The 25,113-nt window shown below is 58.5% G+C and carries 25 protein-coding genes and 1 tRNA gene; 3 read left to right on the forward strand and 23 right to left on the reverse strand.

Annotation, left to right across the window (positions count from 1 at the left end; genetic code table 11):
* The 14 genes from rbfA to JYJ39_RS07570 form a co-directional block, all read right to left on the reverse strand.
* The gene (gene rbfA, locus JYJ39_RS07505) at window positions 1-378 is read right to left on the reverse strand and encodes a 30S ribosome-binding factor RbfA (RefSeq protein ID WP_205203298.1); all 378 of its coding nucleotides are present in this window, start codon (window positions 376-378) and stop codon (window positions 1-3) included.
* Window positions 378-3,206: a translation initiation factor IF-2 gene (gene infB / locus JYJ39_RS07510; protein ID WP_205203300.1), complete on the reverse strand. Its 2,829-nt coding sequence runs from the start codon at window positions 3,204-3,206 to the stop codon at window positions 378-380. Before infB ends, rbfA begins: the two co-directional genes overlap by 1 nt.
* Before the next feature lie 17 nt (window positions 3,207-3,223).
* Complete coding sequence (gene nusA / locus JYJ39_RS07515) at window positions 3,224-4,696, reverse strand: transcription termination factor NusA (protein ID WP_205203302.1); 1,473 nt, start codon at window positions 4,694-4,696, stop codon at window positions 3,224-3,226.
* A 33-nt stretch (window positions 4,697-4,729) separates the two neighbouring features.
* Window positions 4,730-5,182, reverse strand: coding sequence for a ribosome maturation factor RimP (gene rimP / locus JYJ39_RS07520; RefSeq protein WP_205203304.1), 453 nt, complete (start codon window positions 5,180-5,182; stop codon window positions 4,730-4,732).
* A gap of 181 nt (window positions 5,183-5,363) precedes the next feature.
* Window positions 5,364-6,311: a 23S rRNA pseudouridine(2605) synthase RluB gene (rluB, locus tag JYJ39_RS07525; RefSeq protein WP_205203306.1), complete on the reverse strand. Its 948-nt coding sequence runs from the start codon at window positions 6,309-6,311 to the stop codon at window positions 5,364-5,366.
* Window positions 6,286-6,849 carry an SMC-Scp complex subunit ScpB gene (gene scpB / locus JYJ39_RS07530; protein WP_205203308.1) on the reverse strand — a complete coding sequence of 188 codons (564 nt, stop codon included), beginning with the start codon at window positions 6,847-6,849 and terminating at the stop codon, window positions 6,286-6,288. Before scpB ends, rluB begins: the two co-directional genes overlap by 26 nt.
* Window positions 6,818-7,711 carry a segregation and condensation protein A gene (locus JYJ39_RS07535; RefSeq protein WP_205203310.1) on the reverse strand — a complete coding sequence of 298 codons (894 nt, stop codon included), beginning with the start codon at window positions 7,709-7,711 and terminating at the stop codon, window positions 6,818-6,820. Before JYJ39_RS07535 ends, scpB begins: the two co-directional genes overlap by 32 nt.
* Window positions 7,711-8,913 carry a tryptophan--tRNA ligase gene (locus JYJ39_RS07540; protein WP_205203312.1) on the reverse strand — a complete coding sequence of 401 codons (1,203 nt, stop codon included), beginning with the start codon at window positions 8,911-8,913 and terminating at the stop codon, window positions 7,711-7,713. Before JYJ39_RS07540 ends, JYJ39_RS07535 begins: the two co-directional genes overlap by 1 nt.
* Window positions 8,914-8,970: 57 nt before the next feature.
* Window positions 8,971-9,621: a site-2 protease family protein gene (locus tag JYJ39_RS07545; RefSeq protein ID WP_205203351.1), complete on the reverse strand. Its 651-nt coding sequence runs from the start codon at window positions 9,619-9,621 to the stop codon at window positions 8,971-8,973.
* Between the two features lie 13 nt (window positions 9,622-9,634).
* Window positions 9,635-10,261 (reverse strand): L-threonylcarbamoyladenylate synthase, encoded by a 627-nt coding sequence (locus tag JYJ39_RS07550; RefSeq protein WP_205203313.1) that lies wholly within the window; start codon window positions 10,259-10,261, stop codon window positions 9,635-9,637.
* Window positions 10,262-10,277: 16 nt separating this feature from the next.
* Window positions 10,278-11,147, reverse strand: coding sequence for a 3',5'-nucleoside bisphosphate phosphatase (locus JYJ39_RS07555; protein WP_205203314.1), 870 nt, complete (start codon window positions 11,145-11,147; stop codon window positions 10,278-10,280).
* A 399-nt stretch (window positions 11,148-11,546) separates the two neighbouring features.
* The gene (locus JYJ39_RS07560; RefSeq protein ID WP_205203315.1) at window positions 11,547-12,047 is read right to left on the reverse strand and encodes a GNAT family N-acetyltransferase; all 501 of its coding nucleotides are present in this window, start codon (window positions 12,045-12,047) and stop codon (window positions 11,547-11,549) included.
* A complete protein-coding gene (locus JYJ39_RS07565) occupies window positions 12,044-12,337 on the reverse strand; it encodes a DUF1778 domain-containing protein (RefSeq protein ID WP_205203316.1) in 294 nt (97 codons plus the stop codon). Before JYJ39_RS07565 ends, JYJ39_RS07560 begins: the two co-directional genes overlap by 4 nt.
* 141 nt (window positions 12,338-12,478) lie before the next feature.
* Window positions 12,479-14,779 carry a DNA translocase FtsK gene (locus tag JYJ39_RS07570; RefSeq protein WP_205203317.1) on the reverse strand — a complete coding sequence of 767 codons (2,301 nt, stop codon included), beginning with the start codon at window positions 14,777-14,779 and terminating at the stop codon, window positions 12,479-12,481.
* A 184-nt stretch (window positions 14,780-14,963) separates the two neighbouring features.
* Here JYJ39_RS07570 and trxB point away from each other — a divergent pair, with 184 nt between their 5' ends.
* The 3 genes from trxB (at window position 14,964) to JYJ39_RS07585 (ending at window position 18,396) form a co-directional block, all read left to right on the forward strand.
* Window positions 14,964-15,923: a thioredoxin-disulfide reductase gene (trxB, locus tag JYJ39_RS07575; RefSeq protein WP_205203319.1), complete on the forward strand. Its 960-nt coding sequence runs from the start codon at window positions 14,964-14,966 to the stop codon at window positions 15,921-15,923.
* Between the two features lie 231 nt (window positions 15,924-16,154).
* Window positions 16,155-18,197: a sodium-translocating pyrophosphatase gene (locus JYJ39_RS07580; protein ID WP_205203321.1), complete on the forward strand. Its 2,043-nt coding sequence runs from the start codon at window positions 16,155-16,157 to the stop codon at window positions 18,195-18,197.
* A gap of 108 nt (window positions 18,198-18,305) precedes the next feature.
* Window positions 18,306-18,396 (forward strand) — tRNA-Ser (locus JYJ39_RS07585).
* Between the two features lie 288 nt (window positions 18,397-18,684).
* On the opposite strand, the gene JYJ39_RS07590 is transcribed toward JYJ39_RS07585, so the two are convergent.
* From JYJ39_RS07590 to JYJ39_RS07630, 9 genes are all read right to left on the reverse strand, one after another.
* Window positions 18,685-19,149, reverse strand: a complete 465-nt coding sequence (locus JYJ39_RS07590; RefSeq protein ID WP_205203323.1) for a DUF2846 domain-containing protein — start codon at window positions 19,147-19,149, stop codon at window positions 18,685-18,687.
* A 93-nt stretch (window positions 19,150-19,242) separates the two neighbouring features.
* The gene (locus tag JYJ39_RS07595) at window positions 19,243-19,878 is read right to left on the reverse strand and encodes a hypothetical protein (RefSeq protein ID WP_205203324.1); all 636 of its coding nucleotides are present in this window, start codon (window positions 19,876-19,878) and stop codon (window positions 19,243-19,245) included.
* Window positions 19,862-20,194 (reverse strand): hypothetical protein, encoded by a 333-nt coding sequence (locus JYJ39_RS07600; protein ID WP_205203325.1) that lies wholly within the window; start codon window positions 20,192-20,194, stop codon window positions 19,862-19,864. The genes JYJ39_RS07595 and JYJ39_RS07600 overlap by 17 nt, the downstream gene beginning before the upstream one ends.
* Window positions 20,195-20,349: 155 nt before the next feature.
* Window positions 20,350-20,667, reverse strand: coding sequence for a hypothetical protein (locus tag JYJ39_RS07605; protein ID WP_205203326.1), 318 nt, complete (start codon window positions 20,665-20,667; stop codon window positions 20,350-20,352).
* The gene (locus tag JYJ39_RS07610; RefSeq protein WP_205203327.1) at window positions 20,664-21,410 is read right to left on the reverse strand and encodes a hypothetical protein; all 747 of its coding nucleotides are present in this window, start codon (window positions 21,408-21,410) and stop codon (window positions 20,664-20,666) included. Before JYJ39_RS07610 ends, JYJ39_RS07605 begins: the two co-directional genes overlap by 4 nt.
* Before the next feature lie 135 nt (window positions 21,411-21,545).
* A complete protein-coding gene (locus tag JYJ39_RS07615; protein ID WP_205203328.1) occupies window positions 21,546-21,923 on the reverse strand; it encodes a hypothetical protein in 378 nt (125 codons plus the stop codon).
* A 131-nt stretch (window positions 21,924-22,054) separates the two neighbouring features.
* Complete coding sequence (locus JYJ39_RS07620; RefSeq protein WP_205203329.1) at window positions 22,055-22,294, reverse strand: hypothetical protein; 240 nt, start codon at window positions 22,292-22,294, stop codon at window positions 22,055-22,057.
* Window positions 22,295-22,565: 271 nt separating this feature from the next.
* Window positions 22,566-22,934, reverse strand: a complete 369-nt coding sequence (locus tag JYJ39_RS07625; protein ID WP_205203330.1) for a hypothetical protein — start codon at window positions 22,932-22,934, stop codon at window positions 22,566-22,568.
* A partial coding sequence (locus tag JYJ39_RS07630) for a DUF637 domain-containing protein (RefSeq protein WP_205203332.1) occupies window positions 22,931-25,113 on the reverse strand: 2,183 nt, incomplete at its 5' end. The genes JYJ39_RS07630 and JYJ39_RS07625, both read right to left, overlap by 4 nt.

A 25,113-nucleotide genomic window follows, 5' to 3' on the forward strand; every position in this document is an offset into this window, starting at 1 on the left:
TCAATCTTCCGGCGTCTGGTCGCTGACGGCCTTGGCCTGCTCGATCAATGCCGACATGCTGGCCCCGTATTCGAGCGAGTTGTCGTGAATGAAATGCAGCTCTGGCAGGGTGTGAATATGAATGCGCCGGCCCAGCTCCCGCCGCAGGAAGCCGGCAGCACGGCGCAAGCCCTGCTCGATCTCCGGCAACTGATCCTGGTTCAGCGTGCTGAAAAACACTTTGGCGTGCGCATAATCCGGCGTCAGTTCAACCGCCGTCAGGCTGATCATGCCGACGCGCGGATCTTTCAACTCGCTGCGTATCAGTTCGGCCAGATCGCGGCGTACCTGCTCCGCGACCCGATCCGAACGTTTGAAACCGTGGGCTTGACGTTTCATTACAGCGACCGGGCGATTTCCTGGATTTCGTACGCTTCGAGCTGATCGCCTTCCTGGATATCGTTGTTACCGCGCAGCGACAAACCGCACTCAAAATTGGCCCGCACTTCCTTGACGTCGTCCTTGAAACGCTTGAGCGATTCCAGTTCGCCGTCCCACTGCACCACGTTGTTGCGCAGCAGACGCACGCGGGAAGTCCGCTTGACCAAGCCGTCCAGCACATAACAGCCGGCGATCGCGCCCACCTTGGAGACATGGAATACCTGACGGATTTCGACCGTACCGGTCACCTGCTCGCGTTTTTCCGGTGCCAGCATGCCTGACAAGGCGGCCTTGACCTCTTCTACCGCATCGTAAATCACGTTGTAGTAGCGGATATCGACACCAAAATTGTCGGCCAGCTTGCGCGCCCCGGTTTCAGCACGGATGTTGAAGCCGATGATGACGGCCCCCGACGCCTGCGCCAGATTGACGTCGGATTCGGTTATGGCACCGACACCGCCGTGGATGACATTGACCCGAACCTCTTCGTTGGAGAGCTTCTGCAACGTCTGCACCAGGGCTTCCTGCGAACCTTGCACGTCCGCCTTGACCACCAGCGGCAGCGATTTGACTTCGCCCTCTTCCATCTGCTGGAACATGTTTTCCAGCTTGGCGGCCTGCTGCTTGGCAAGCTTCACGTCGCGGAACTTACCCTGACGGAACAAGGCGATTTCGCGCGCCTTCTTTTCGTCGGCCAGCACGATGGCTTCCTCGCCGGCTGCCGGCACATCGGACAAACCAAGGATTTCCACCGGAATCGACGGCCCGGCAGCATCAATCGGCTTGCCGTTTTCGTCGAGCATGGCCCGCACCTTACCGAACACCTGACCGGCAAGAACGGTATCGCCGCGCTTCAAGGTACCGGATTGCACCAGCATGGTGGCCACCACGCCGCGCCCCTTGTCGAGACTGGCTTCGATGATGAGACCCTTGGCCGGCGCGTCCTTCGGCGCCTGCAATTCCAGCATTTCCGCCTGCAGGAGCACTTGCTCGAGCAATTCGTCAATGCCCAGGCCCTTCTTGGCGGACACCGGACAGAATGGCGAATCACCGCCGTACTCTTCCGGAATGACACCTTCAGCCACCAGTTCCTGCTTGACGCGATCCGGATTGGCTTCCGGTTTGTCCATCTTGTTCACCGCCACCACCAGCGGCACGCCGGCCGCCTTGGCGTGGTGGATGGCTTCCCGGGTTTGCGGCATCACGCCGTCATCGGCCGCCACGACCAGAATGACGATGTCGGTGGCCTTGGCACCGCGGGCCCGCATGGCCGTAAAGGCTTCGTGACCCGGCGTATCGAGAAAGGTGATCATCCCACGCGCAGTTTCGACGTGGTAGGCGCCGATATGCTGGGTAATGCCACCGAATTCACCAGACACCACCTTGGCGCGCCGGATGTAATCGAGCAGCGAGGTCTTGCCGTGATCGACGTGTCCCATCACGGTCACCACAGGCGCCCGCGACTCGAGCACAACGTCCTTGTGCGGACCACTCTCTTCGAGGAAAGCGTCGGGGTCGTCGAGCTTGGCGGCGAATGCCTTGTGCCCCATCTCCTCGACCAGAATCATCGCGGTTTCCTGGTCCAGCACCTGATTGATGGTGACCATCGAACCCATTTTCATCAAGGCCTTGATCAGCTCAATGGCCTTGAGTGACATCTTGTGGGCGAGATCGGCAACGGAAATGGTTTCCGGCACGTGCACTTCGCGTGCCACCGGTTCGGTCGGCGCCTGGAAACTACCCTGGCCATCATCGACACGCGACGATTTCTTGTGCCCGTGACGGTTGTCCTTCCACGAACTCCCGGCATCCGCACCACGCGTCTTGAGGCCGCCTTTTTTCTTGCCTTCATCAGCCTGACGACCTTTTTCGCCTTTTTTGCCAGGTGCCGCGTCGGGCCGCTTGTGCAAGGTACCTTTCTCGCCGCCTTCGGCATTACGGGCCTGCGCGGCAGCTTCCATTTTCGCCTGCTCGGCTTCCTTGGCCGCCGCTGCGGCCGCTTCGGCCTGCTGCCGCATCTGCGCCAACTGCACTTCACGCGCCTGCTTTTCTTTCAGCTCGCGTTCCTGGATTTCACGCAGACGATTGTGCCGGCGCGCTTCTTCCTCACGCGCCTTGAGTTCTTTTTCACCAATGATGGAGGCACGATCAAGGGTACGGCGCACCGGCGTCGGGGCCACTTCCTTGGCTTCGGGTTCAGGCTCGGCAGCAGCTTCTTCCGTGACTGACTCGGCTGCGACGACTTCGCTGACGGCCAATTCCGCTTGCGCTTCCGGTTCGGACTCGATCACGGCTTCGCCCACGGCATCCTTTTCCGCTTCGGTCGGTGCAGCGGCCACTGCATCCGGCACAGCCACCGCCTCGGTCGCCACGTCTTGCGCCACAGGCACGTCGTCGGCTGGCGCAGTTTCTGGCAGCATCTCCGGCTGGGTGGTCGCCAGCGACAGCGCTTCTTCGTCAGTCACCGGCTCCGCCGTAGCTTCCGGCGTGTCGCGCTTGACCAGGACACGCTTCTTGCGCACCTCGACCTGCACCGTCCGGGCACGGCCATGCGCATCCTTGGCCTTGATTTCAGACGTGGATTTACGGGTCAGGGTAATCTTGTTCTTCGGTTCAGCTTCGCCGTGCGAGCGGCGCAGATAATCGAGCAGATTGTTCTTGTCCTGGTCGGTCAGGCTGTCATCGCCACCTTCCTTGCTTACGCCGGCGCGGGCCAGTTGTTCCAGGAGCGCCGTGACCGGCATTTTGAGTTCTGTCGCAAATTGTGAGACTGTCGTCGTTGACATAGTGTTACCTCCTTCGCTCACTCGAACCAGTGAGCACGTGCCTTGAGGATCAATTCCTTGGCACGTTCTTCATCAATACCGGTCATTTCGGTCAGTTCGTCGACCGCCAGCTCTGCCAGATCATCTCGCGTCTTGATGTCATGTTCGGCCAGACAGGCGGCCAGTTCCTTGCTCATCCCTTCCAGACCAATCAGGTCCTCGGCCACACTTTCCAGCTTTTCCTCGGTGGCAATGGCTTCGGTGAGCAGGACATTGCGCGCGCGATTGCGCAATTCATTGACGATACCCTCGTCCAACCCCTCGATTTCCAGCATTTCCGCCAGTGGCACGTAGGCCACTTCCTCCAGCGTGGAAAAACCTTCCTCGATCAGAAGATCTGCCAGTTCTTCGTCGATATCCAGCTTTTCCATGAAGGTGACGCGGGTCACGGCATATTCAGCTTCAGCCTTCTTGACCGATTCATCCTGCGTCATCAGATTGATGGTCCAACCGGTCAATTCAGACGCCAGACGCACGTTCTGACCACTGCGACCGATGGCGATGGCGAGATTATCCTCATCCACCACCACATCCATGGCGTGCTTTTCTTCATCCACGACGATGGAGGAAACCTCCGCCGGCGACAGCGCACCAATCACGAACTGGGCCGGATCAGCCGACCACAGGACGATATCGATATTTTCACCACCAATTTCGTTACGCACAGCCGTCACGCGCGAGCCACGCAGGCCGACACAGGTACCGATCGGATCGATGCGCGGATCATTCGACTTGACGGCAATCTTGGCGCGCAGACCGGGGTCGCGGGCGCAGGCTTTCAGTTCCATCAGGCCGTCGTCGATTTCCGGCACTTCCAGGGCGAACAGCTTGATCACGAATTCCGGCGCGGTACGCGACAGGATGATCTGCGGCCCACGTTGCCCGCGGTCGATACGCAGCAGATAAGCGCGGACGCGGTCGCCAACGCGCAAGTTTTCCTTCGGAATCATCTGATCGCGCGGCAGCACGGCTTCGATCTTGCCTGCTTCAACGATGGCATTGCCACGCTCCATGCGCTTGATCGTACCGGAGACGATGAACTCCTTGCGCTCAAGGAAGTCCTGCAGGATCTGCTCGCGCTCGGCATCACGGATGCGCTGCAGGATCACCTGCTTGGCAGCCTGCGCACCAATACGCCCGAAATCGATGGGTTCCAGCGACTCCTCGATGCAATCGCCGATCTCGATTTCCGGGTCTTCCTTGAGCGCTTCCGACAGCGGCAGCTGCTGGTACTCATTGACATACTCGTTATCGGCCACAATGAACCAGCGGCGGAAGGATTCGTAATCACCCGTGGCGCGATCAATCGTCACGCGCACCTCGGCATCGTCATGGATACGCTTCTTGGTCGCGGAAGCCAGCGCCATCTCCAGAGCGCCAAACACAATTTCCTTCCCCACGTTCTTCTCGCGGGCCAGGGCATCGACCAACAGTAACAATTCACGGCTCATGGCTCAGATCTCTCCAGGATTTCAGTCGAATATTCAGTCAAATTGCGGCACCAGACGGGCCTTCTCGATGTTGTTGAAGGCCAGTGTCACATTCTCTTCCTTGCCATCGGCAGACAGATGCAGGCTCACCTGCCCCTCCTCGCACCCCAGCAACCGCCCTTGGAAATTACGGCGATTGTTGTGCGGAATGCGCAGCTTGATCTGGATCATCTGCCCAGCGAAACGGACAAAATCCGACTCTTTCTTGACCACGCGATCCATGCCTGGCGAGGACACTTCGAGCCGGTCGTAATCGACATTCTCGACCTCGAACACGCGCGTCAGGTGATTCGAGACCGTCGCACAATCATCAACATCGATGCCACCCGCTTTTTCCGGCGCATCGATAAAAATACGAATGGTCCGTCCGCGCGGCGACAGTTCGACATCGACCAGCTCGAACCCCAGCCCGCTCACCGTCGTTTCCAATAGCGAATTCAGATCCACGAACCTAACCCCATTCCTGTACAGCACAAATGAAAAGTGGGCGTAACGCCCACCTTAGGAAAACAAGATGTTGGCAAACGTCATTTTCCGCACCGGAAAACCACGTCTGCACTGAACTAAACCGCCGAATTGTAACGGATTTCTCCTATACCGACAAACAGTTTTGCAGACGAAGGGAAGCTCACGCGCCCTTCGAACGGCTGGCGCCAAGTTCTTTCAGGAGGAACTTCACTTCGTTTTCCTCCAGTTCCTTGCAACGCCCCCGCTTCAATTGCGGCGGCAGCAGCACCGGACCGTAGCGGACACGCATCAGACGGCTGACGGTAAAGCCAACCGCCTCGAACATGCGGCGTACTTCGCGGTTACGCCCCTCGTAAATAGTCACCTTGTACCAGCGATTAGCCCCTTCCCCGCCCGCATCGAGCAAGGTGGAGAAACTGGCCATGCCGTCTTCCAGCTCGACGCCGCTCAACAGCTGCTTCCTGGCCACTTCATCGAGTTCGCCCAGCACACGCACTGCGTACTCGCGCACCAGTTGCGAGCTGGGATGCATCAGCTTGTTGGCCAGCTCGCCGGAGTTGGTGAATAACAGCAGGCCGGAGGTGTTGAAATCGAGGCGGCCGACGTTGATCCAGCGTCCTCCGCGCAAACGCGGCAAAGCGGAAAAAACGGAGGGACGACCATCCGGGTCGTCGCGCGAGACAATCTCGCCCTCTGGCTTGTGGTAGAGGAGCACACGCGGCAGACGATCGTTGCCGGTGAAGCGGATGTTGATCAGCCTGCCGCCCACCTTGATCTTGTCGGTCGGCACCACGCTCTGCCCGAGCGTGGCCGTTTCACCATTAACGCTGACCTTGCCCTCGGCGATCCAGGCTTCCATTTCGCGACGCGAGCCAACACCGGCCGCAGCCAGCACCTTGTGCAGACGCTCCGGTTTGGCGGTAATGACCTGCTTGCCATCACGCCCGACCTGGCCCCGGTTAGCACGACCGGTCGCGGGTTTCCCCCGGCGCGTACGCACCGGGGCCGGTGGTGCTGACTCAGGCGCGGCCTCACCACGAGCGGCCGGCGCAGCGCTGGCCGGGGCCCGGAAGGGGGTGCGTTTATTGGTTTTCGGAGGATGTTTCATGAGTTAACTCCAGCGTCTGACTGATCTGTTCCAGCGCAGGCAATTCGCTCACACTGCGCAGCCCCAGATCGTCGAGAAATTGTTTGGTCGTGGCAAATAAGGCGGGCCGCCCGGGCGTGTCACGGTAGCCGACGACATCGATCCAGCCACGCTCTTCCAGGGTTTTTATGACATTACTATTGACGGCGACACCGCGAATTTCTTCGATATCGCCACGCGTGACCGGCTGCCGGTAGGCAATGATAGCCAAGGTTTCCAGGACTGCACGGGAATATTTTGGTGGCCGCTCCGGATTCAGCCGCTCCAGGTAGGGAAGATATTCGGCACGGGTACGAAATCGCCAGCCCGAAGCCAGTTGCAGCAATTCCAGCGGCCGCTCGGCTCTGGCCCAGTCGCTACGCAATTCGTCGAGCAGTTTGCGTAAGGTGTCGCCGGAAATTTCTTCGTCGAACATCTTTTTCATGTCATGCGCCGACATCGGCTCGCGCGCGGACAACAAGGCGGCCTCAAGTATTTTCTTGATCTGACTGGCGTCCATCCCCACTCTCCTCCAGCGCTGCTGACTCAGCTTCATCCAGAAGCTCTTCCGACTCACCCGCCCGCAAACGAATATAAATCGGCGAAAAGGCTTCATCCTGCGTGATGCGGATCAGTTTTTCCCGCCCCAGTTCGAGCATGGCAATGAAATGCACCACCAGCCCCGGTGGTCCCATGGCGGGATCGAATAGGTTTTCGAACTGCACAAACCCCTCGGCCTCCTGCAAGCAGCGCAGAATGATGCCCATGTGCTCGCGCACGGACAACTCCTCGCGGCTGATCTTGTGGTGACTTTTCAACACCGCCTGACGCAGCACTGCCTGCCAGGCAAGCTGCAGATCGTCCACGGAGACTTCTGGCAGACGTACCAGCAGGGATTTTTCCACCAGGGCATCCACCCAGTAGAAATCACGCTCTGCCTGCGGCAGTTCGTTCAGTTTCTGCCCGGCCAGTTTCATCTGCTCATATTCCATCAAGCGCCGTACCAGTTCCGCCCGAGGATCTTCCGCCTCGGTCTCGCCCGGCAGTTTGGGCCGCGGCAGCAGCATGCGCGACTTGATTTCGATCAGCATGGCCGCCATCACCAGATATTCGGCCGCCAGTTCCAGATTCTGCGCCCGCATCGCTTCGACATAATCCAGATACTGTCGGGTCAGGGGCGCCATCGGAATGTCGAGGATGTCGACATTGGCTTTGCGAATCAGGTAGAGCAGGAGGTCAAGCGGCCCTTCAAAGGCGTCCAGCATCACTGCCAGAGCATCCGGAGGAATGTACAGATCCTGCGGCAGCGACTCCAGCGGCTCGCCGTAGATCCGCGCCACCGGTTCGAACAGGGTGGCGGGCGGAACATCGAGCACGTGCATCAACGGTAATTCAACCCCATCGCCGAACGCACGTCGCGCATGGTGTCCTGCGCCAGCGCCCGTGCCTTGTCACAGCCTGCTTCGACAATGGCGCGCAAGCGGGCCGGGTCATCGGTATAAGCCTGCGCCCGTTCCCGCATCGGCGCCAGCTCGCGCAGGATGCCGTCGATCACCGGCTGCTTGCACTCCAGGCAGCCAATGCCGGCTGTACGGCACCCCTCGCCCAGCGCCGTGCGCGTCGTCTCGTCGGTGTACACCTGGTGCAGTTGCCATACCGGGCAGCGCGCCGGATCGCCGGGATCGGTCCGCCGCGCTCGCTGCGGATCGGTCGGCATGGTGCGCACCTTGCGCGTCACTTCCTCCGGCGTTTCGCGCAGGGTAATGGTGTTGTGATAGGACTTGGACATTTTCTGGCCGTCCAGCCCCGGCATTTTCGATTCCGGCGTCAGCAGATAACCCGGCTCGACCAGGATCATCTTGCCAGTGCCTTCCAGATGCCCGGCCAGGCGCTCACGCTCATCGTGCGTCAAGGCTTCGTTCTCAGCCAGCAGGGCCTTGCCGCGCGCCACAGCTTCCTTGTCGCCGCTTTCCTGAAAGCGTTTGCGCAGGTCGTTGAAACTGCGCCGGTTCTTGCTGTTCAGACGCGCCAGCGCTGCCTCCACCTTCTCGGCGAACCCCGGCTCGCGGCCATACATGTGGTTGAAGCGACGAGCCAGCTCACGGGTGAATTCGACGTGCGGAATCTGATCTTCGCCGACCGGCACCTTGTCGGCGCGGTAAATCAGGATGTCGGCGCTCATCAGCAGCGGATAACCGAGAAAGCCATAGGTGGTGAGATCCTTGCCGGCCAGCTTTTCCTGCTGATCCTTGTAGGTCGGCACCCGCTCCAGCCAGCCGAGCGGGGTCATCATCGACATCAGAAGGTGCAGTTCGGCATGTTCCGGCACCTTGGACTGAATGAAGATGGTCGCCTGCTCCGGATCAACCCCGGCGGCCAGCCAGTCGACCACCATGTCCCAGCTGGCCTGCTCGATACCCTGCGGATTATCGTAATTGGTCGTCAGCGCGTGCCAGTCAGCAACGAAGAACAGACAGGGGTATTCCCCCTGCAGCTTGACCCAGTTCTTCAACACGCCGTGGTAGTGGCCAAGATGGAGCGCACCGGTGGGGCGCATGCCGGAAAGGACTCGTTCTGCGAACATGATTTTTAGCGGGATGAATGAATGAGGAAAATCAAGACGCGCCGCAGGCACGCCTTTCTAGTAAAGACCGAACAGGGTTTCGATGAGGCCGGCAAGCATCTGCACCAGGGGTGACATCACCAGACCGAGAATGCCGGTAAACAACAGCAACAACAGGATGGGAAACCCCCAGCGTTCAAGCTGGGCGAATTTGCTGGCGAGCGGATACGGTAGCAGGCTGACGGCAATGCGCCCGCCGTCGAGCGGTGGCAGAGGCAGCAGATTGAGCACCATCAGCACGCAGTTGATGATCACACCGAGCTTGCTCATTTCCGACAAGGGTACAGTGAAGTCGTTGACCGGCATTTCCCAGGCCAGCTTGAGCAGGGCTGCCCAGACGAGGGCCATGAACAGGTTGGCGGCGGGCCCCGCCAGCGCCACCCAGAACATGTCCTGCTTCGGATTGCGCAGTCGGCTGAAATTGACCGGCACTGGTTTGGCATAGCCGAACAGGAAGCTGCCGGCGGAAAACAAAAGGATCAGCAGGGGAATCAACACCGTCCCCACCGGATCAATGTGCCGCAACGGATTCAGACTGATGCGCCCGGCCTGCCAGGCGGTGGGGTCGCCAAAATGGCGCGCCGCATAGCCGTGCGCCGCTTCGTGCAGCGTAATCGCGAACACCACCGGCAAGGCGGCAATGGCGATAGTCTGAATCAGGGCGTTGATGTCGAGCACAGGCTCACTCCAAGGCAAACGGGGTCAGCGGCCCGCGCCCGGCACGCACCAATTGCGGTGCCGATCCCGTCAGGTCGATGACGGTGGTGGGCTCGGTCCCGCAGTAACCGGCGTCGAGAATCCAATCCACCTGACCATCCAGTTGGTCCTGAATTTCCCAGCCTTCGGTCAGCGGCGCTTCATCGCCCGGCAATTGCAGGGTACAGGTCAGCAAGGGTTCGCCGAGCTCTTCCAGCAGCGCCAGTGCAACCGGATGATCGGGAATGCGCAAGCCAATGGTTTTGCGCTTCGGGTGCAACACCCGGCGCGGCAACTCCTTGCTGCCCTCGAGAATGAACACGTAACTTCCCGGCGTCGCCGCCTTGAGCAGGCGGTATTGCGTGTTATCCACCCGCGCATAGGTGGCAATCTGCGACAAATCGCGCACCATCAGGGTCAGGTGATGCCGCTCGTCCATCTGGCGGATGCTGCGGATACGGTCCAGCGCCTCCTTGTCCCCCAGGCGGCAGCCCAAGGCGTAACAGGAATCAGTAGGCAGGGCAACGAGTGCACCTTCGCGCACGAATTCAGCAGCTTGCACCAGCAGCCGCGGCTGGGGATTATCAGGATGGATGGCAACAAGTCGAGTCATGATTTCAAGACATGGATTACTGCAACAGCCGCCACACTGGCTTCAAGTCCTGCGGCAATTGCGGCAGGCGCCCAAGATCGACATAGCTTTCCTTGACGCCATGAAAATCCGAGCCGCGTGAGGCATGAAACGCGTAGTGACGGGCCAGACGGGCAAAGTGCAACACGTGATCCGGCGAATGACTGCCACTCATCACCTCGATTGCCTGCCCGCCAAGATCGTGAAATTCATCGAGAAAACGGCGCATTTCACCGCCCGACATGCGGTAACGCCCCGGGTGAGCCACCACCGCCACCCCTCCGGCGGCGTGGATCCAGCCCAGCGCGTCAGCCAGCGACACCCAGCGATGCGTCACGTAACCGGGCTTGCCCGGCACCAGATAGTGCTGAAAGACCCCGCTGGTATCGGGCGCGATACCAATCGAGACCAGATAACGGGCAAAGTGCGCCCGCGAAATCAGTTGCGGATTGGTCACCAGCGCCCGCGCGCCTTCGAACACACCGGGAATGCCGATCGCAGCCAGCGCATCGCCCATCCGTCGCGCCCGTTCCAGACGACCACTACGCAGGTCGGTCAGGCCATTGACCAGCTCAGGCTGTTCCGCATTGAATCCCAGGCCGACGATATGGATCGGAATCTCGTTCCATTCAATCGAAATTTCGACGCCGTTATAAAACCGCAGCCCCAGCTCTTCAGCCGTCGCACGCGCCACCGCAAGCCCGCCCAGATCGTCGTGATCGGTCAGCGCCCAGCAATCCACACCATTTGCAGCCGCCCGCGCAGCCACCTCCTGCGGTGGCATCAGGCCATCGGAGACCGTGGAGTGGCAATGAAAATCAAAGTTGGCAGGGGACACGAAAGTCGTCAGGAGCGGAAAAAACAGCATGGCATTCTAGCACGCCGCATCTGCCGCCCTTGACGTGGCGGCAGGTGTTCAAATTTTCCGGACACCTGAATCGGCTGCCTCAGTCGCCACGAAAAATGCATCCAGACTGCCACACGGTGGCAACAGCAAGCATTTCTTCTTGAGGCAAAACGGCAACACCCACAGCCGCAGCCCCGGCGCTTTCGGAAACTCGAACACCGGCAGTGCCTTGTTGAACGCATCCGTTCGCGGGTAAATCAAGACCACGGCACCATCACCGTCAAGATAGTTCTGGCCGTAGGCGTGAAGCTGATAAAAGTCCCCCTGCTAAAGCGGCCGCTGGCGGATGTCGGCAGGGATCGACGCCCAGCGTTCACGGGCGGGCTTGGTGAAAGTAGGCAATGATTCGATGGTCATGATTCAGCAGACCCAGCGACGGGCGTCCTTCAAGAGCAGTAGCAATTGCTGATCGCGCAGCGGTGACGCGACGAACCCGAACCGGGTGTAGAACCTCGCCGCTTCTTCATCGAGGGGATGGGTCAGCATGGCGCGGATGCCGGCCTGCTCGGCAATCAGCATCGTGCGGCGAATCGCATCCTGCAGCAAACCGAAGCCGATGCCTCGCCCCTGATCCGCTACCGAGACAGCGAGCCTGGCCAGAATCACCACTGGCAACGGATACTGCCCCATGCCCTTGCGGATGCGCTCCGGCGCCTCCAGTGTGTCGACCTGACCCACGGTCAGGCTGAAGTAGCCCGCCACGCGACCATCGTCCTCGGCAACGACAAAGGTCTTGGCCGAGCCGCTGCCCTGCGCCTGGCGGGCGTGGCGCAACAGCCAGTCATTCAACGCGGGCTTGCCGCAATCAAAACCATCCAGCAGATGCTGCGCGGCCAGAGGTTCCGGTGCGCGCAACGTCACTTCGTGTCCCAGGGCGCCTTGCGGGCAAACAGGTCACGCAAACCCTCGTTAGCCTGTTCGGGGCGATCCAGCAGATCCATCAGGGCCTGATACTGGCTGCCCGAGACCATGAACAATCGTTGATCCAGCAGGGTCTGCTCGGCAGCCAGGCACGCGCTGTCGAGAATGAAGTCGGTCAACGACTTGTGGGCCACCTCGGCGGCACGGCGCAATACCACCTCCTGTTCGGGGGTGGCGCGCAGCCCAAGTCGGGCAGAGCGGGTGGAAGGCGACGATGCAACAGCAGTCATGGCAACACCTATTGTGTTAGATCAACTGCTGCGATGTTAGTACAAGTGACGCACACCGTCTAGTTGCATGGGTAACCGCTGGCTTTGGTTGACAACGTGACGGCGACACTTCTCTTCAGCGCCCTGCCCCAGCGGCAATCCCTATTCCGCCCCGGCAGGTGCCTTGACCAGCACTTCTCGCCCGCCGCGTCCGTCCATGGTGGAGACCAGGCCGGCCTGCTCCATGGCTTCGATCAGCCGCGCCGAGCGGTTGTAGCCGATACGCAGATGGCGTTGCACCAGCGAAATGGAGGCCCGCTGATTTTTCAGCACGATCTCCACCGCCTGATCGTAGAGCGGATCGCTTTCGGCATCGCCGCCACCTTCGCCGCCACTACCCCCCTCCTCGTCACCCGCCGGGGCAGCGAGGATATCGGCGACGTATTCCGGTGCGCCGGTGGTCTTCAGATGTTCCACTACCCGGTGCACTTCATCGTCGGAAACGAACGCACCATGCACCCGCGTCGGATAGCCGGTGCCGGGCGCCAGATAGAGCATGTCCCCCATGCCCAGCAGGGCCTCGGCCCCCATCTGGTCGAGAATGGTGCGCGAGTCGATCTTGCTCGATACCTGGAAAGCAATACGGGTCGGGATGTTGGCTTTGATCAGACCGGTAATCACATCCACTGACGGACGCTGCGTCGCCAGCACCAGGTGGATACCGGAAGCCCGCGCTTTCTGGGCCAGGCGGGCGATCTGCTCTTCCACCTTCTTGCCCACCACCATCATCAGGTCAGCCAGCTCATCGATAATAACGACAATATAGGGCACCGTTTTCAGTGGTTCCGGCGCTTCCGGCGTCAGGCTCAGCGGGTTGGGCAGATGCTCGCCCTTCTTTTCCGCTTCCTTGATCTTGCTGTTCAGACCGGCGATGTTGCGCACGCCCATGGCCGCCATCAATTTGTAGCGTTTCTCCATTTCGGTCACGCACCAGTGCAGCGCGTTGGACGCCTGTTTCATGTCGGTGACCACCGGCGCCAGAAGATGCGGAATGCCTTCGTAGATCGACAGTTCCAGCATTTTCGGATCGACCATGATGAGGCGTACCTGTTCCGGTTCTGCCTTGTAGAGCATGGACAGGATCATGGCGTTGACCCCGACCGATTTACCGGAACCCGTGGTCCCGGCTACCAGCAGATGCGGCGTCTTGGCCAGATCGATGACCACCGGCAGACCGCCGATATCCTTGCCCAGACAAGCCGTGAGCGGACTGGCCATATTGTTGTAAGGCTGGCTGGAAATGATTTCGGTCAGTTTGACGATCTGCCGTTTCGGGTTAGGCAGTTCCAGCGCCATGCAGGATTTACCCGGCACCGTTTCGACCACGCGGATCGCCACCAGCGCCAACGCACGCGCCAGGTCACGGGCGAGATTGACGATCTGCGCGCCCTTCACTCCGACGGCCGGCTCGATCTCGTAGCGGGTCACCACCGGCCCCGGCAACGCCGCCACCACCTTTACCTGCACGCCGAAATCAGCCAGCTTGCGCTCGATCAGGCGCGAAGTGTATTCGAGCGTTTCCGGGCTGATGGTTTCGGTCGCGACCGGCGCCGGGTCGAGCAGATGCAGCGGCGGCAGGGTGCCGCCGACGATGGCTTCGGGGAACAGCAACGCCTGTTTTTCGCGATCGACGCGCTTTTCCGCTTTTTTCGACACCGGCACTTCCACCGGTGCCGGCGTTTCGATCAGGATCGGCTCGTGCAGTTCTTCGCGCCGCTTTTCTTCTTCCACCACCACCTCGCGCTGCTGCGCCATTTCCTTGCCGATGCGTCGGTCGCGCCAGGCGTCGATACGGCCATGCACCAGCAGAAAGATCGTTTCCAGAATCAGGCCGAGTTTTTCAAAGGCCCACAACCAGGACATGCCCGAAAACACGCTCCAGGCCAGAGCCAGTGTCGCCAGCAGGAACAAGGTGGCGCCAGTAAACCCCAGGTTGCTGGCGAGCCAGCGGCTCCCTTCCAGCCCCAGCACCCCGCCCGGCGCCAGCGGCAACTCGGTACCTGACGTGTAGAAGCGCAAAGCTTCCAGCGCACAACTAGCCAGCAACAGAACCAGAAACCCCGGCACAACGGCAAACCACGGCGGCGAGCTTTTCTGTCCGGAATGCAGGCGACGAAATCCCCACCACACCCACATCCCCAGCAACACGACCCACCACCAGGCAGACAGGCCAAATACATAGAGCAGCACATCCGCCACCCAGGCCCCCAGACGCCCGGCCGGATTCTGCAATGCCCCGGCCCCGACCGCATTCGACCAGCCCGGATCGCTCCGCTGGAAGCCCCACAGTGCCATGACGAGAAACACCATCAACGCCCCCACGCCCAGCCAGCGGGATTCCTGGAGCAAGTGCCCGATCTTGTCGGGCATCGGGGTGTTGTCAGTTCGGCGGGCCATACTCATAAGTCTATTTCCTGGGGCGATAAGTTAGGCAAATCATTTTGCTTCATATAGTTATCGTACGATTATAAACCGTTTTCTAAAACCCACCTGCAAGTAGCGACCCAAATCGGTTACCCTCTCGCTACAGAACAGCGTTTATTAGCAAGCTATAATTTACCCTTCCCGAACCCGGAGGCAAGACACCATGACCCAACCCACTCGCCACTCCCAGCTCATCATTCTCGGCTCCGGCCCGGCGGGCTACACCGCCGCCGTTTATGCCGCCCGCGCCAACCTGAAGCCGGTACTGATCACCGGCATGGCACAAGGCGGCCAGCTGATGACCACCACCGAAGTCGACAACTGGCCTGCCGCTGCGGCCGGCATCCAGGGGCCGGAGCTGATGGCCAACTTCGAGGCGCATGCACGCCGCTTCGACACCGAAATCATCTTCGATCACATTCACACCGCGCAGCTCAAGAACAAACCGTTCACGCTCATCGGCGACAGCGGCACCTATACCTGCGACGCCCTCATCATTGCCACCGGCGCTTCCGCCATGTATCTCGGTCTCCCGTCCGAGCAGGAATTCATGGGCCGCGGCGTATCCGCCTGCGCCACGTGCGACGGCTTTTTCTACCGCAACAAACCGGTCGCCGTCATTGGCGGAGGCAACACCGCCGTGGAAGAAGCACTTTATCTGGCCAACATCGCCAGCCACGTCACCGTCATCCACCGCCGCGACAAATTCCGCGCCGAAAAGATCATGCAGGACAAGCTGCTGGCCAAGGAAAAGGAAGGCAAGGTCAGCATTCTCTGGAACAGCACCCTCGACGAAGTGCTCGGCGATGCTTCCGGCGTCACCGGTGTGCGCGTCAAAAACGTGCTCACCAACGCCCTGAGTCAGGTCGACGTGCATGGCCTGTTCGTCGCCATCGGCCACAAACCCAACACCGACCTATTCATCGGCCAGCTGGAAATGGACAACGGCTATCTCGTCACCCAGAGCGGCCGCCAGGGCAACGCCACGCAAACCAGCATCCCCGGCGTTTTTGCTGCCGGCGACGTACAGGATCAGATCTACAAGCAGGCCTGCACCTCGGCGGCCACCGGCTGCATGGCCGCACTCGATGCCGAGCGTTATCTGGACCACCTGGCCGGCTGACCTCCCCCGCTTTCCACAATCCCGCTGCGGCGGGATTTTTTTGTGCACTTTTCCTTCGCCCGCTCCGTGCATGCCCCGAGCCGCCCGCAGTTTGACCCCCCCTGCAAAAGCGAGTAGCGTGGCCCCATTCCAAGCTGCATGTCGTATCCGTTTTACCGGCCCCACATCACCGACGCATGTTCATTGCGTTGATCCAGCAGTTTTACGTCTGTCTCTCGAGGGGGGAAGATTATGTCTTCAGCACTGTGGTTGGCGTTGTCATGTGCCGTACTGGCGGTACTCTACGGTTGGCTTTCCAGTCGTTCCATCCTGGCCCTGCCTGCGGGCAATGAGCGCATGCAGGACATTGCCCGGGCCATTCAGGAAGGGGCCGCTGCGTATCTGAGCCGGCAATACAAAACGATCGCGCTGGTCGGCGTCATCATCGCGGTACTCATTGCCATCTTCCTTGGCCTGGCGACTGCACTCGGCTTCGTGGTGGGTGCCGTTCTCTCCGGCGCTGCCGGCTTCATTGGCATGAACGTTTCCGTCCGTGCCAACGTACGCACCGCCGAAGCAGCCCGTGGCGGCATTGCGCCAGCGCTGGCGGTGGCTTTCAAAGGCGGCGCCATCACCGGCATGCTGGTGGTCGGCCTGGGGCTACTCGGCATTGCCGGCTACTACGGCGGCATGCTGGCTGCAGGCCTGTCGCAGGATAATGCCCTGCACGCCTTGATCGGCCTGGCTTTCGGTTCATCCCTGATTTCCATCTTTGCCCGGCTCGGCGGTGGCATCTTCACCAAAGGCGCCGACGTGGGCGCCGACCTGGTTGGCAAAGTGGAGGCCGGCATCCCCGAGGACGACCCGCGCAACCCGGCGGTCATCGCCGACAACGTCGGTGACAACGTCGGCGACTGCGCCGGCATGGCCGCCGATCTGTTCGAAACCTACGTCGTCACGGTCGTCGCCACCATGGTGCTCGGCGCGTTGATGCTGAAAACCTCGAACGTGCTGGGCGAAGCGCTCATTCTCTATCCACTCGCCCTGGGCGCGGTATCGATCATCGCCTCCATTGTCGGCTGCTATTTCGTACGCACCTCCGACGGCGGCAAGATCATGGGGGCCTTGTACAAGGGCCTGATCGTTGCCGGCGTACTCGCCCTCGCCTTCTACTACCCGGTGACCGCCTGGCTGATTGGCGCAGGAGACAGCGCAGTCCAGGTCACCACCGGCAGCATGTTTGCCTGTGCCGTCATCGGTCTGGCCCTGACCGCCGCCATGGTCTGGATCACCGAGTACTACACCGGCACTGAATACGCCCCGGTCAGGCACGTTGCCGCTTCCTGTCAGACCGGCCACGCCACCAACATCATCGCCGGCATCGGTATCTCGATGAAATCCACCGCCTGGCCGGTACTCTCGGTGTGCGCCTCGATCTGGGCCGCCTACTCGATCGGTGGCCTCTACGGCCTGGCAATTGCCGCCACCTCCATGCTCTCCATGGCGGGAATCGTCGTTGCTCTCGACGCTTACGGACCGATCACCGACAACGCCGGCGGCATCGCCGAAATGGCGGAACTGCCGGCTGAGGTACGTAACGTCACCGACCCGCTGGATGCCGTCGGCAACACCACCAAGGCCGTCACCAAGGGCTATGCCATCGGCTCGGCCGGCCTCGCCGCCCTGGTCCTGTTCGCCGACTACACCCACGCCCTGGAAGCCGCTACCGGCAAGGTCTTCACCTTTGACCTGTCCAACCACATGGTCATCATCGGCCTCTTCATCGGCGGCCTGATTCCTTACCTGTTCGGCGCCATGGCCATGGAAGCCGTGGGCCGCTCGGCAGGTGCCGTGGTAGTGGAAGTCCGCCGCCAGTTCAAGGAAATCCCCGGCATCATGGAAGGCACGGCCAAGCCCGACTATTCACGCGCGGTAGATATGCTGACCGTAGCGGCGATCAAGGAAATGATGATCCCTTCCATCCTGCCCGTTGCCGTGCCCATCATCATCGGCCTGCTACTCGGCCCACAGGCCCTGGGGGGGCTGCTGGTCGGCACCATCGTCACCGGCCTGTTCGTCGCCATCTCAATGACCACCGGCGGCGGCGCCTGGGACAACGCCAAGAAATACATTGAAGACGGCAATTTCGGCGGTAAAGGCTCTGATGCCCATAAAGCTGCCGTCACCGGCGACACTGTCGGCGACCCCTACAAGGACACCGCCGGCCCGGCAGTGAACCCACTGATCAAGATCATCAATCTGGTGGCACTGCTGATCGTACCGCTGATCGTCTGACCCCACCCTGGCCTGGCAGTCCCGATTCTCCCGAATCGGCCACCAGGCCAGTTTTTCGGGAATTACCGTTTGACCCCTCCGCACTTTCTGTTAGAATGCGCGGCTTCCGGAGAGGTGGATGAGCGGTTTAAGTCACACGCCTGGAAAGCGTGCGTGGGTTCATAGCCCACCGCGGGTTCGAATCCCGCCCTCTCCGCCAGTACAAAAGAAAAACCGCTCAGCACAACGCTCAGCGGTTTTTTTCTTTTGTCGAGTCACCAGCTAGCTGAAGTGTAGCTGGCTCAAGAACTTATCTTTACGCGCTAGCCAGCAAGCCCGCCGTGTATGAAAACGCCGTCGATGACTGCGTTTTCATAAGGATCCAAATTGCATCTACCGAGGTGGTCTCATCAGCGTCAAACGCCACGACCTCTCCGCTAGGTTTTCCAAATCCAGAGCAGAGCCCCCTGCCAGGAACTTCGAGAGGGGCGACGGCGTTCACGGGGAGTTACCGCTCGGCGCTGCACTTGCCGGGAAGCGCCATCTCCAGTTCCGCAATGTCCGCCTTGCCTTGTTCTTCCGAAACCTGCTCCAGATCAGCGCCGCCGACGAAAGCGCCCATCTTGATGAACTGCCGGATGAAATAGTTCTTCCCCGCCTCAAGCATCAACTCCAGTGCGTTCGGAGAAAATTCAGATTCGGTTTCGATCTTGTGTGTCTCCCCGCCCTTGACCTGCGTATGGAAAAACACATTCGGCGCGCTCTCGCCAACGCACTTGCCATCAATCCACAGGTCTTTCTTCAACGACTTGCCAACAAAACTGTTGCGGTAAATGTAAACCCCGGCCTTGCCTTCGCTGGGCGCTTCAAACTGCTTCGCCTTCGCCGAGGCTTCCGGTGAGGCCATGTCGACAGAAGCGCAGCCGGTAATCAATACGGCGGCAAGCAGGGATAAAGAGGCAAAGTGACGCATGAAAATTCCTTTCAGTTAAAAAAGACGGTTTTTCAAAAACAGGGCATCCATTGTTCTATTTCAACGTCAGATCAAAATGGACGATGGATATAATTATCTTGGAACAATGACAGGAATAAACATAGGCGATGGGGGAGCCGGGGGTCGCATCATTTCTTTTCCTTCTGCCACACTGACTCCGCGTGCCTTGATTATTTCATACACACGCTTTGTCGCTTCCGTATCGTGATAACCCCCGTCATCAATCATCACACTCAATGCACTCTGGCGACGAGACTCAATCAGTTGCACCTGATTAGTCCGAAGGCGCGATGCCAGAGCAACCTGGCTCAGGGTCGACAGATCAACTCGCAGTATTTCTTTGTATTTAAGTGCCGTAGCATCCCAACTCTGCACATAGAGTTTTTGGGGGGTCAAAGCGAAGGTGCAGAAATGATAGGAACCCGTATTAGAGCCAGGCGTGGAGATCAGCAGCGAGCAGCGGCCATGCTCTACGATTGGGCCACCAATGTCAGGAAAATCTTTACTGACCTGAGCCGCGAACTGCGTTCGATCATAATAAACCGTGGCCTTATCAAGCGGTGTCGTGCTGCAACCGGACAGTAAAACAGCACCAATGATAAATAGTTTTGCATACAGATTGCGCATGGTTGCTCTGCTCCTTTCAATAATAAAAACACCGGGGCGTCGTAATTTAATCAATATGCCCTCCTCAACGTCGGTAAGCATCGAGGGCGGCTTGCGTCCAGCTATCCCACGCCCAGATCGCCAAGCCACCAACACACAGGCCGATGAAAAACTTGGCGGCAAATGGGAGTTTTGCGGGTTTCACTAGATTGTGGTTAATGGCGTAAGCGATGCCGCCAATGAAAATCCCATTCAGGGCAGCAATCAGCGTGCGGCCAATCTCCTTAAAGGCTTCTAGATCAGCCAAGGGAAACAAGCCGCTCAAGCCGGGTGAAGGCGAGCCGTCCAGCGTTGCGCCGACGAAGATCAGCGGCAACGCCAACAGCATCGGCCAGCCCCAGATCAGATCATTGAGCAAGGGATAACGCCAGATCAGCAGGCGGACTTTTTCATCGAGGCTGCAGGGGGCATCCGCAGGCGCGGGGGCACCCTGCTCCTGCTGGCGCTCGGCAATCTCGGTGTCGAATTGGCTACGGGTGCGCCAGCGTTGGTAGCGGGTTTTGAGAAGGCCAACTATTCCAATTGACCCAAAAAAATACCTACACTCCCAATAAATAAGCCCAAACGAGCATGCTGCCGCATCTGTTCCAGCCCCCTCGTAACTTCTCGACCCAAAATCGGGTCTAAAGCCGCAAGGTATAAATCAATATATCTCCCGAAAAAAATTGCAAACACCCCAATAAAAACACCTCGCAGCAAACCAACGAATGACAAAACATCAATAAACCCACCGGGAACAGTGCACTTTCCTTTATACTCAAACGGTTTCGTTAGCTTTTGTGTTTCCCAATATTTATTCCATTTCCCCCAAAATTGCTCATGCCAATTCATTGCTTACCCTCCCCCGTGGGACGGGATATTAACCCTGATCCCCACGAGGGAGTACTACTAACCGTAGTATTTACAGCATTATCAATGTAAGCAGACCACGGATTTAGCTTGCCTGGATTTTGCAAGAGCATAGGGATGTTTGGATTTGGTGCGGGGCCGCCAGTGTATTGCGGCAAATAAACATTGGAAACACCTTTTGCCAATTTCCCTAAGAAATACCCAAGCCCGGCAAACCCCGCGCTTGTTGCTGCGGAATCCAGAATATTGTTATCACTGCCATAAATCCAATTATTTGCTCCCGTATTCGCTGCCCCGGCCACGCCTCCAAGCCCCACATCAACAAGAAGGAATTGCCCGCTCACCGGAAACAGAAATGCCCCAGTCAAGGCTGATCCAACGGTTTGCCAGTAGCGGTAATCCTCACTGTTGCCGCCGGTCAATTGACCGACCGCATCGAAAGCTCCGCCCACTGTCCCACCAATCACCATTTTCCCCGCACCAAACGCTGCCGCCAGTTCAGGTGCCAGCGCCCCGGTCGCCACCAACCCAGCAACAGCGGCAGCGCGCTTGGCTTCCTGATCGAGCGCCGCCGCATAGTCAGCCAATACTTTCTGGTCTGCCGGGTTCGTGCTCGCCCAGGCAATCGCGCCATCGCCGGTGCAGCCCGCTGCCGGGCAATCCGCCAGCGGCAGGGTGAAGGTTTTACCGTCGGTGCCGAATGAGCCACTATAAAAATAGGCCATAGACTATTTGCCAAAAAAGAACAGCATGTAAATAGAAATACAACACCAAGCAAGCACAACAGACCAATAGATTATTTTTTCAAACCTTGACAGTTTCTTGTACTTTTCATCTGACATTCCGGGGCCACCTGACATTTACCGCCCCTCTCTTTCGTTACCAAGCCTGACCCCATACTCTCCAGGAGAAATAGAGCCGCCCGGAGGGATACTAATCCCAAGTTCGACGGAAGTTTTCTCACCATAAAAACGTGCACTTCCACCACCTACCCCGACTAATGGAAAAACCGGAGCAGGAGCGAAGAAAGTAGCAGACCCCGAAGCGCCCGAAAGAAAAGCCTTAACCTGATCATCCGTCGTTGAGCCAATAGTTTTTCCGGCAACCAAAGCCACCCCTGGTTTTGTGGTATAGCCAGGATATTGGCGCAAGACATCTGACTGCCAATAAACATCTGCATTTCTTAAATCAACCACAACCCCTCCGTGAGCAATATAAAAACTTCCATTAATGCTCAAATAATCAACCTCACCCCCCGGATTCCCCACTGGGATGCACTCCACACTCACACATGGGTTTTGCCTTTCCAATGGCTCATTAGTTATTGGCACATACCCATTACTTGTATTATCTAGTGGCCAGGGATTATTTAGGATTGGCTATGTAACATCTCAAAATTTTCCATATCAACCAAAGACAATTCCGCTCGGGAAATACACGTTACCTTTTCCCCAGACAGGTCAATAAAATGGTAAATATAGCTATCATCATAGGGGCTATACCCCCCGCTGCTATAAGTAAAAACCCCTCCCATTGGCAACACACAATTTCCAACGTTCACATCTTTTGCCAAACGATATAAGCCACCCAAAAAAAGAAATTTATTCATTATTTCCCACCAAGAGGACGAAAAGCGCCATTGTTATTTGTGAAAAACTGAACCCCTCCACCAGAACCCCTAGCAGATTCAGGCAAGTTCAAATTTTTTGACGGATCAGCCGCTACAGATCGAAGGTGAGTCTGACCTATAGATAACTTGTGCAACCGCCCCTTGGCGCACAATTTTTTATCTTCCTCAAAAAATACAGCCCGAAGATCAAAGTCTTGAAACGCCTTATCAATATAAGTGATTGCACTCACAGTTATAACTTATTATGTTGTCAATGCCCATAATTTTCGTTGCGCATCAAGAATAATTTCAACTTCTCAACAATGCCATTTAGCTGCTCTTTCTCTGAGCGCACAGAGGTGTGAGCCACCTTGATCTCCTCTGCTGTCATTGGGATCTCCTCATAAATATATGACCACTTTCCTTTGTCGTCATTTTTGCCATATTTCTTTATGCGACAATTTACCTCCCCGCTCATTGGATCTGAATAAACTTCTATTGCCAACTCTGCATTCTCCCAAGTTGCAGCAGCGTAGTGTCGAATAGGGTCAAAAAAACTTCCGGTTAATCTAATATTGTTTTTTGCAAGCACCTGGGAAAGGCTTGTGCTTATTGCAAATACCAATTCTTTGTCGTTCATTTTTTTATCCAGCCTGTTGCGCTTCTGATGTACCCAAACTGTTCTGCGTTTTTAATTAAAAACAAAACCTCTTTTGCGGCAAAAGAATCTGGCCGCGCTAAAAGAATGGCTTCAGGAGTAGCCCCAATAAATTCTATTGATCGCACCCCAGTTTGAAGTTGTTGTTTTAAGAACGCTTCATTTACCTTCCAGGCCAACGCCGCTGACTCTTGTTGTGTAAGTCCGGCGGTTATCTTCTCCCAAACTCCAGAATCAGTTTGATACCAAATTCCACCATTAAGTTTTGCATCACCAACATAGCCAGAATAATTCCCTTCCCATTTTCCTAACACAACTCGATCACCATTTCCTGCAGCATGAGTTGACTGTTTTGCCAAGCTATTAGCAAGATCATCGACGTTTTGCCCCAATTTGGCTCCTGCATTTAGAGCCAGTGCATCAATTTGCGGAGCAATCTTTACAAGCGTCTGCTCTAAAGCCGGTAATCCTGCTGGAAGCATGCCAAGAGCAGCATAGGTATACGCAGCCGCCTCTGGACTCATTCCCAACGATTGCAGCACCTGCTCGCCGTAAGTCGTCGCCACATCGCCCGTCCACGCCTGCTTCATACCTGCCTGCGCATAATCGGCGCTGATCGTGCCGGTCACGGCGCCGGCGGCGCAGCCGATGCCGCTGGTGCAAAGCGCCGCACTACCAGCAACGCCCAATGAGCCAAGCGTTCCCTGTGCGGCACCGGCAAAGCGCGGGCCGAGTTTGTTCTGCGACCAGACATCTCCGGCTTGGTCGAACATGCCGTACCGGAACAGCGATTCCCCGCTGGCATCTCGTTGAATGCCCAACATGGCTTGTTCCGCAGTCATTGACGTACCTGAATCCTGCAAGCTCCTGAGGTAGCTGTAAGCGGGATCAGTGATAGGTACGCCATCGGCACAGCGAACCATTGCGCATGCGGCAGCCGTCAAACGAGCCTCTTTTTCCGGGTCGCCCTTGGCCAATTCCTTGATGCGCAACTTTTCCTCTGGATGCAACTGCCGGTTATAGGTATCGACCATCTGCGCGGCATTTATTGCCGCCAAGGCGTCCTTGCCGAGCAGGGTCGCCGCCAGCGCCGCGCCCAGGCTGGCCGCGACCGTGCCCAGGGATTGCTCGAACCCGGCTTCCTTGAGCCCGCCGTCCAGATCGTTCAGCCACGGACTGAGCAGTTCCGCCGTCGCCGCGCCCAGGGCCGCGCCGCCGCATTCGCTGCCCTGCACCTTCGCCGCCGCGCATTGCACCGCCGCATGCGCCAGCGCCTTGGCAATCACCGTTTCATTGCCCCGGCCCCAGTCGCCAATTTCGCTCGTCAGCGTTTGCGCCAGCGTATTCACCAGCGCCGTTTGCAGGGTTTCGTTCAGCGGCTTGCCCAGCACCACCGATTGCACGCCCGCGCCAATCGCGGCTTTCGTCGAGTAGAGCGCAAAGCGTTCGGCAAAGCTGGCCTGACCCGGATTCAAGACCAGCAGGCCGTCCTTTTGCAGGGAGCCGACCACGCCTTGCGTGATGCCCGCCGTCAGCATCGAGGCAACGTAACCTTTCAGGGCATCCCCCGAGAAGGTCATTTTCAGGGTGTCACCCAGGTTGCCTTTGTTGTTGATGAGGTTGACCGCAGTACTGCCGGCCATCGACGAGAGGCCCGCCGTCAGCGCCACGTTGGCCCAGCCGGCAGGGATGGCTGCCGTAGTCGCTGTCGCGGCCGTACCCGCCGCCATTGCGCTGCCGGCCTCAGCCCCTGCCCCAATCCAGGCGCTAGCCGCGCCTGCCGTGAAGTACGCCACCACGATGGCAATCACGGCAGCGGCGACGCCGCCCAACCCCGACTGGCTGTACTTGAAGCTGTCGTGCACTTCCTTCACCTGCCGCCAATCGACGTCGCCGCGTTGTTCCATTTCTTTGAGCCACGCCAGTTGCGGCTCTGCCGCCACCATCGCGTCGATCGCCTGGCTCACGCTCTGCCCGTTGATCTCCTTGATGTCGATCTGGATGCTCCCCGCCGCACGGATCGCCAATTCACCGGCTGCCATCAGTTGGCTCTGCACCACGGTTTCGTCCGTGTGCCCCTTGCCCTTCGCGCTTTGCCACGCCCAACTGCTCTTGCTCTTGTGGTGCGCTTCCTGCATCAGCGCTTTCATCGCCTCGAAGG

Origin of the sequence: Azonexus hydrophilus (genome assembly GCF_905120355.1) — a bacterium.
GTDB lineage: Bacteria > Pseudomonadota > Gammaproteobacteria > Burkholderiales > Rhodocyclaceae > Azonexus.

Coding starts and splice junctions, on each gene's coding strand:
- JYJ39_RS07580 (WP_205203321.1), top strand. CDS start 16,155: ATGTCTTCAGCACTGTGGTTGGCGTTGTCATGTGCCGTACTGGCGGTA.
- rluB (WP_205203306.1), bottom strand. CDS start 6,311: ATGAAACATCCTCCGAAAACCAATAAACGCACCCCCTTCCGGGCCCCG.
- nusA (WP_205203302.1), bottom strand. CDS start 4,696: ATGAGCCGTGAATTGTTACTGTTGGTCGATGCCCTGGCCCGCGAGAAG.
- JYJ39_RS07565 (WP_205203316.1), bottom strand. CDS start 12,337: ATGACTGCTGTTGCATCGTCGCCTTCCACCCGCTCTGCCCGACTTGGG.
- JYJ39_RS07610 (WP_205203327.1), bottom strand. CDS start 21,410: ATGGCCTATTTTTATAGTGGCTCATTCGGCACCGACGGTAAAACCTTC.
- JYJ39_RS07625 (WP_205203330.1), bottom strand. CDS start 22,934: ATGAACGACAAAGAATTGGTATTTGCAATAAGCACAAGCCTTTCCCAG.
- scpB (WP_205203308.1), bottom strand. CDS start 6,849: ATGGACGCCAGTCAGATCAAGAAAATACTTGAGGCCGCCTTGTTGTCC.
- JYJ39_RS07590 (WP_205203323.1), bottom strand. CDS start 19,149: ATGCGTCACTTTGCCTCTTTATCCCTGCTTGCCGCCGTATTGATTACC.
- rbfA (WP_205203298.1), bottom strand. CDS start 378: ATGAAACGTCAAGCCCACGGTTTCAAACGTTCGGATCGGGTCGCGGAG.
- JYJ39_RS07535 (WP_205203310.1), bottom strand. CDS start 7,711: ATGCACGTGCTCGATGTTCCGCCCGCCACCCTGTTCGAACCGGTGGCG.
- JYJ39_RS07605 (WP_205203326.1), bottom strand. CDS start 20,667: ATGAATTGGCATGAGCAATTTTGGGGGAAATGGAATAAATATTGGGAA.
- JYJ39_RS07595 (WP_205203324.1), bottom strand. CDS start 19,878: ATGCTTACCGACGTTGAGGAGGGCATATTGATTAAATTACGACGCCCC.
- JYJ39_RS07550 (WP_205203313.1), bottom strand. CDS start 10,261: ATGACTCGACTTGTTGCCATCCATCCTGATAATCCCCAGCCGCGGCTG.
- JYJ39_RS07620 (WP_205203329.1), bottom strand. CDS start 22,294: ATGAATAAATTTCTTTTTTTGGGTGGCTTATATCGTTTGGCAAAAGAT.
- infB (WP_205203300.1), bottom strand. CDS start 3,206: ATGTCAACGACGACAGTCTCACAATTTGCGACAGAACTCAAAATGCCG.
- JYJ39_RS07570 (WP_205203317.1), bottom strand. CDS start 14,779: ATGAGTATGGCCCGCCGAACTGACAACACCCCGATGCCCGACAAGATC.
- JYJ39_RS07555 (WP_205203314.1), bottom strand. CDS start 11,147: ATGCTGTTTTTTCCGCTCCTGACGACTTTCGTGTCCCCTGCCAACTTT.
- trxB (WP_205203319.1), top strand. CDS start 14,964: ATGACCCAACCCACTCGCCACTCCCAGCTCATCATTCTCGGCTCCGGC.
- JYJ39_RS07540 (WP_205203312.1), bottom strand. CDS start 8,913: ATGTTCGCAGAACGAGTCCTTTCCGGCATGCGCCCCACCGGTGCGCTC.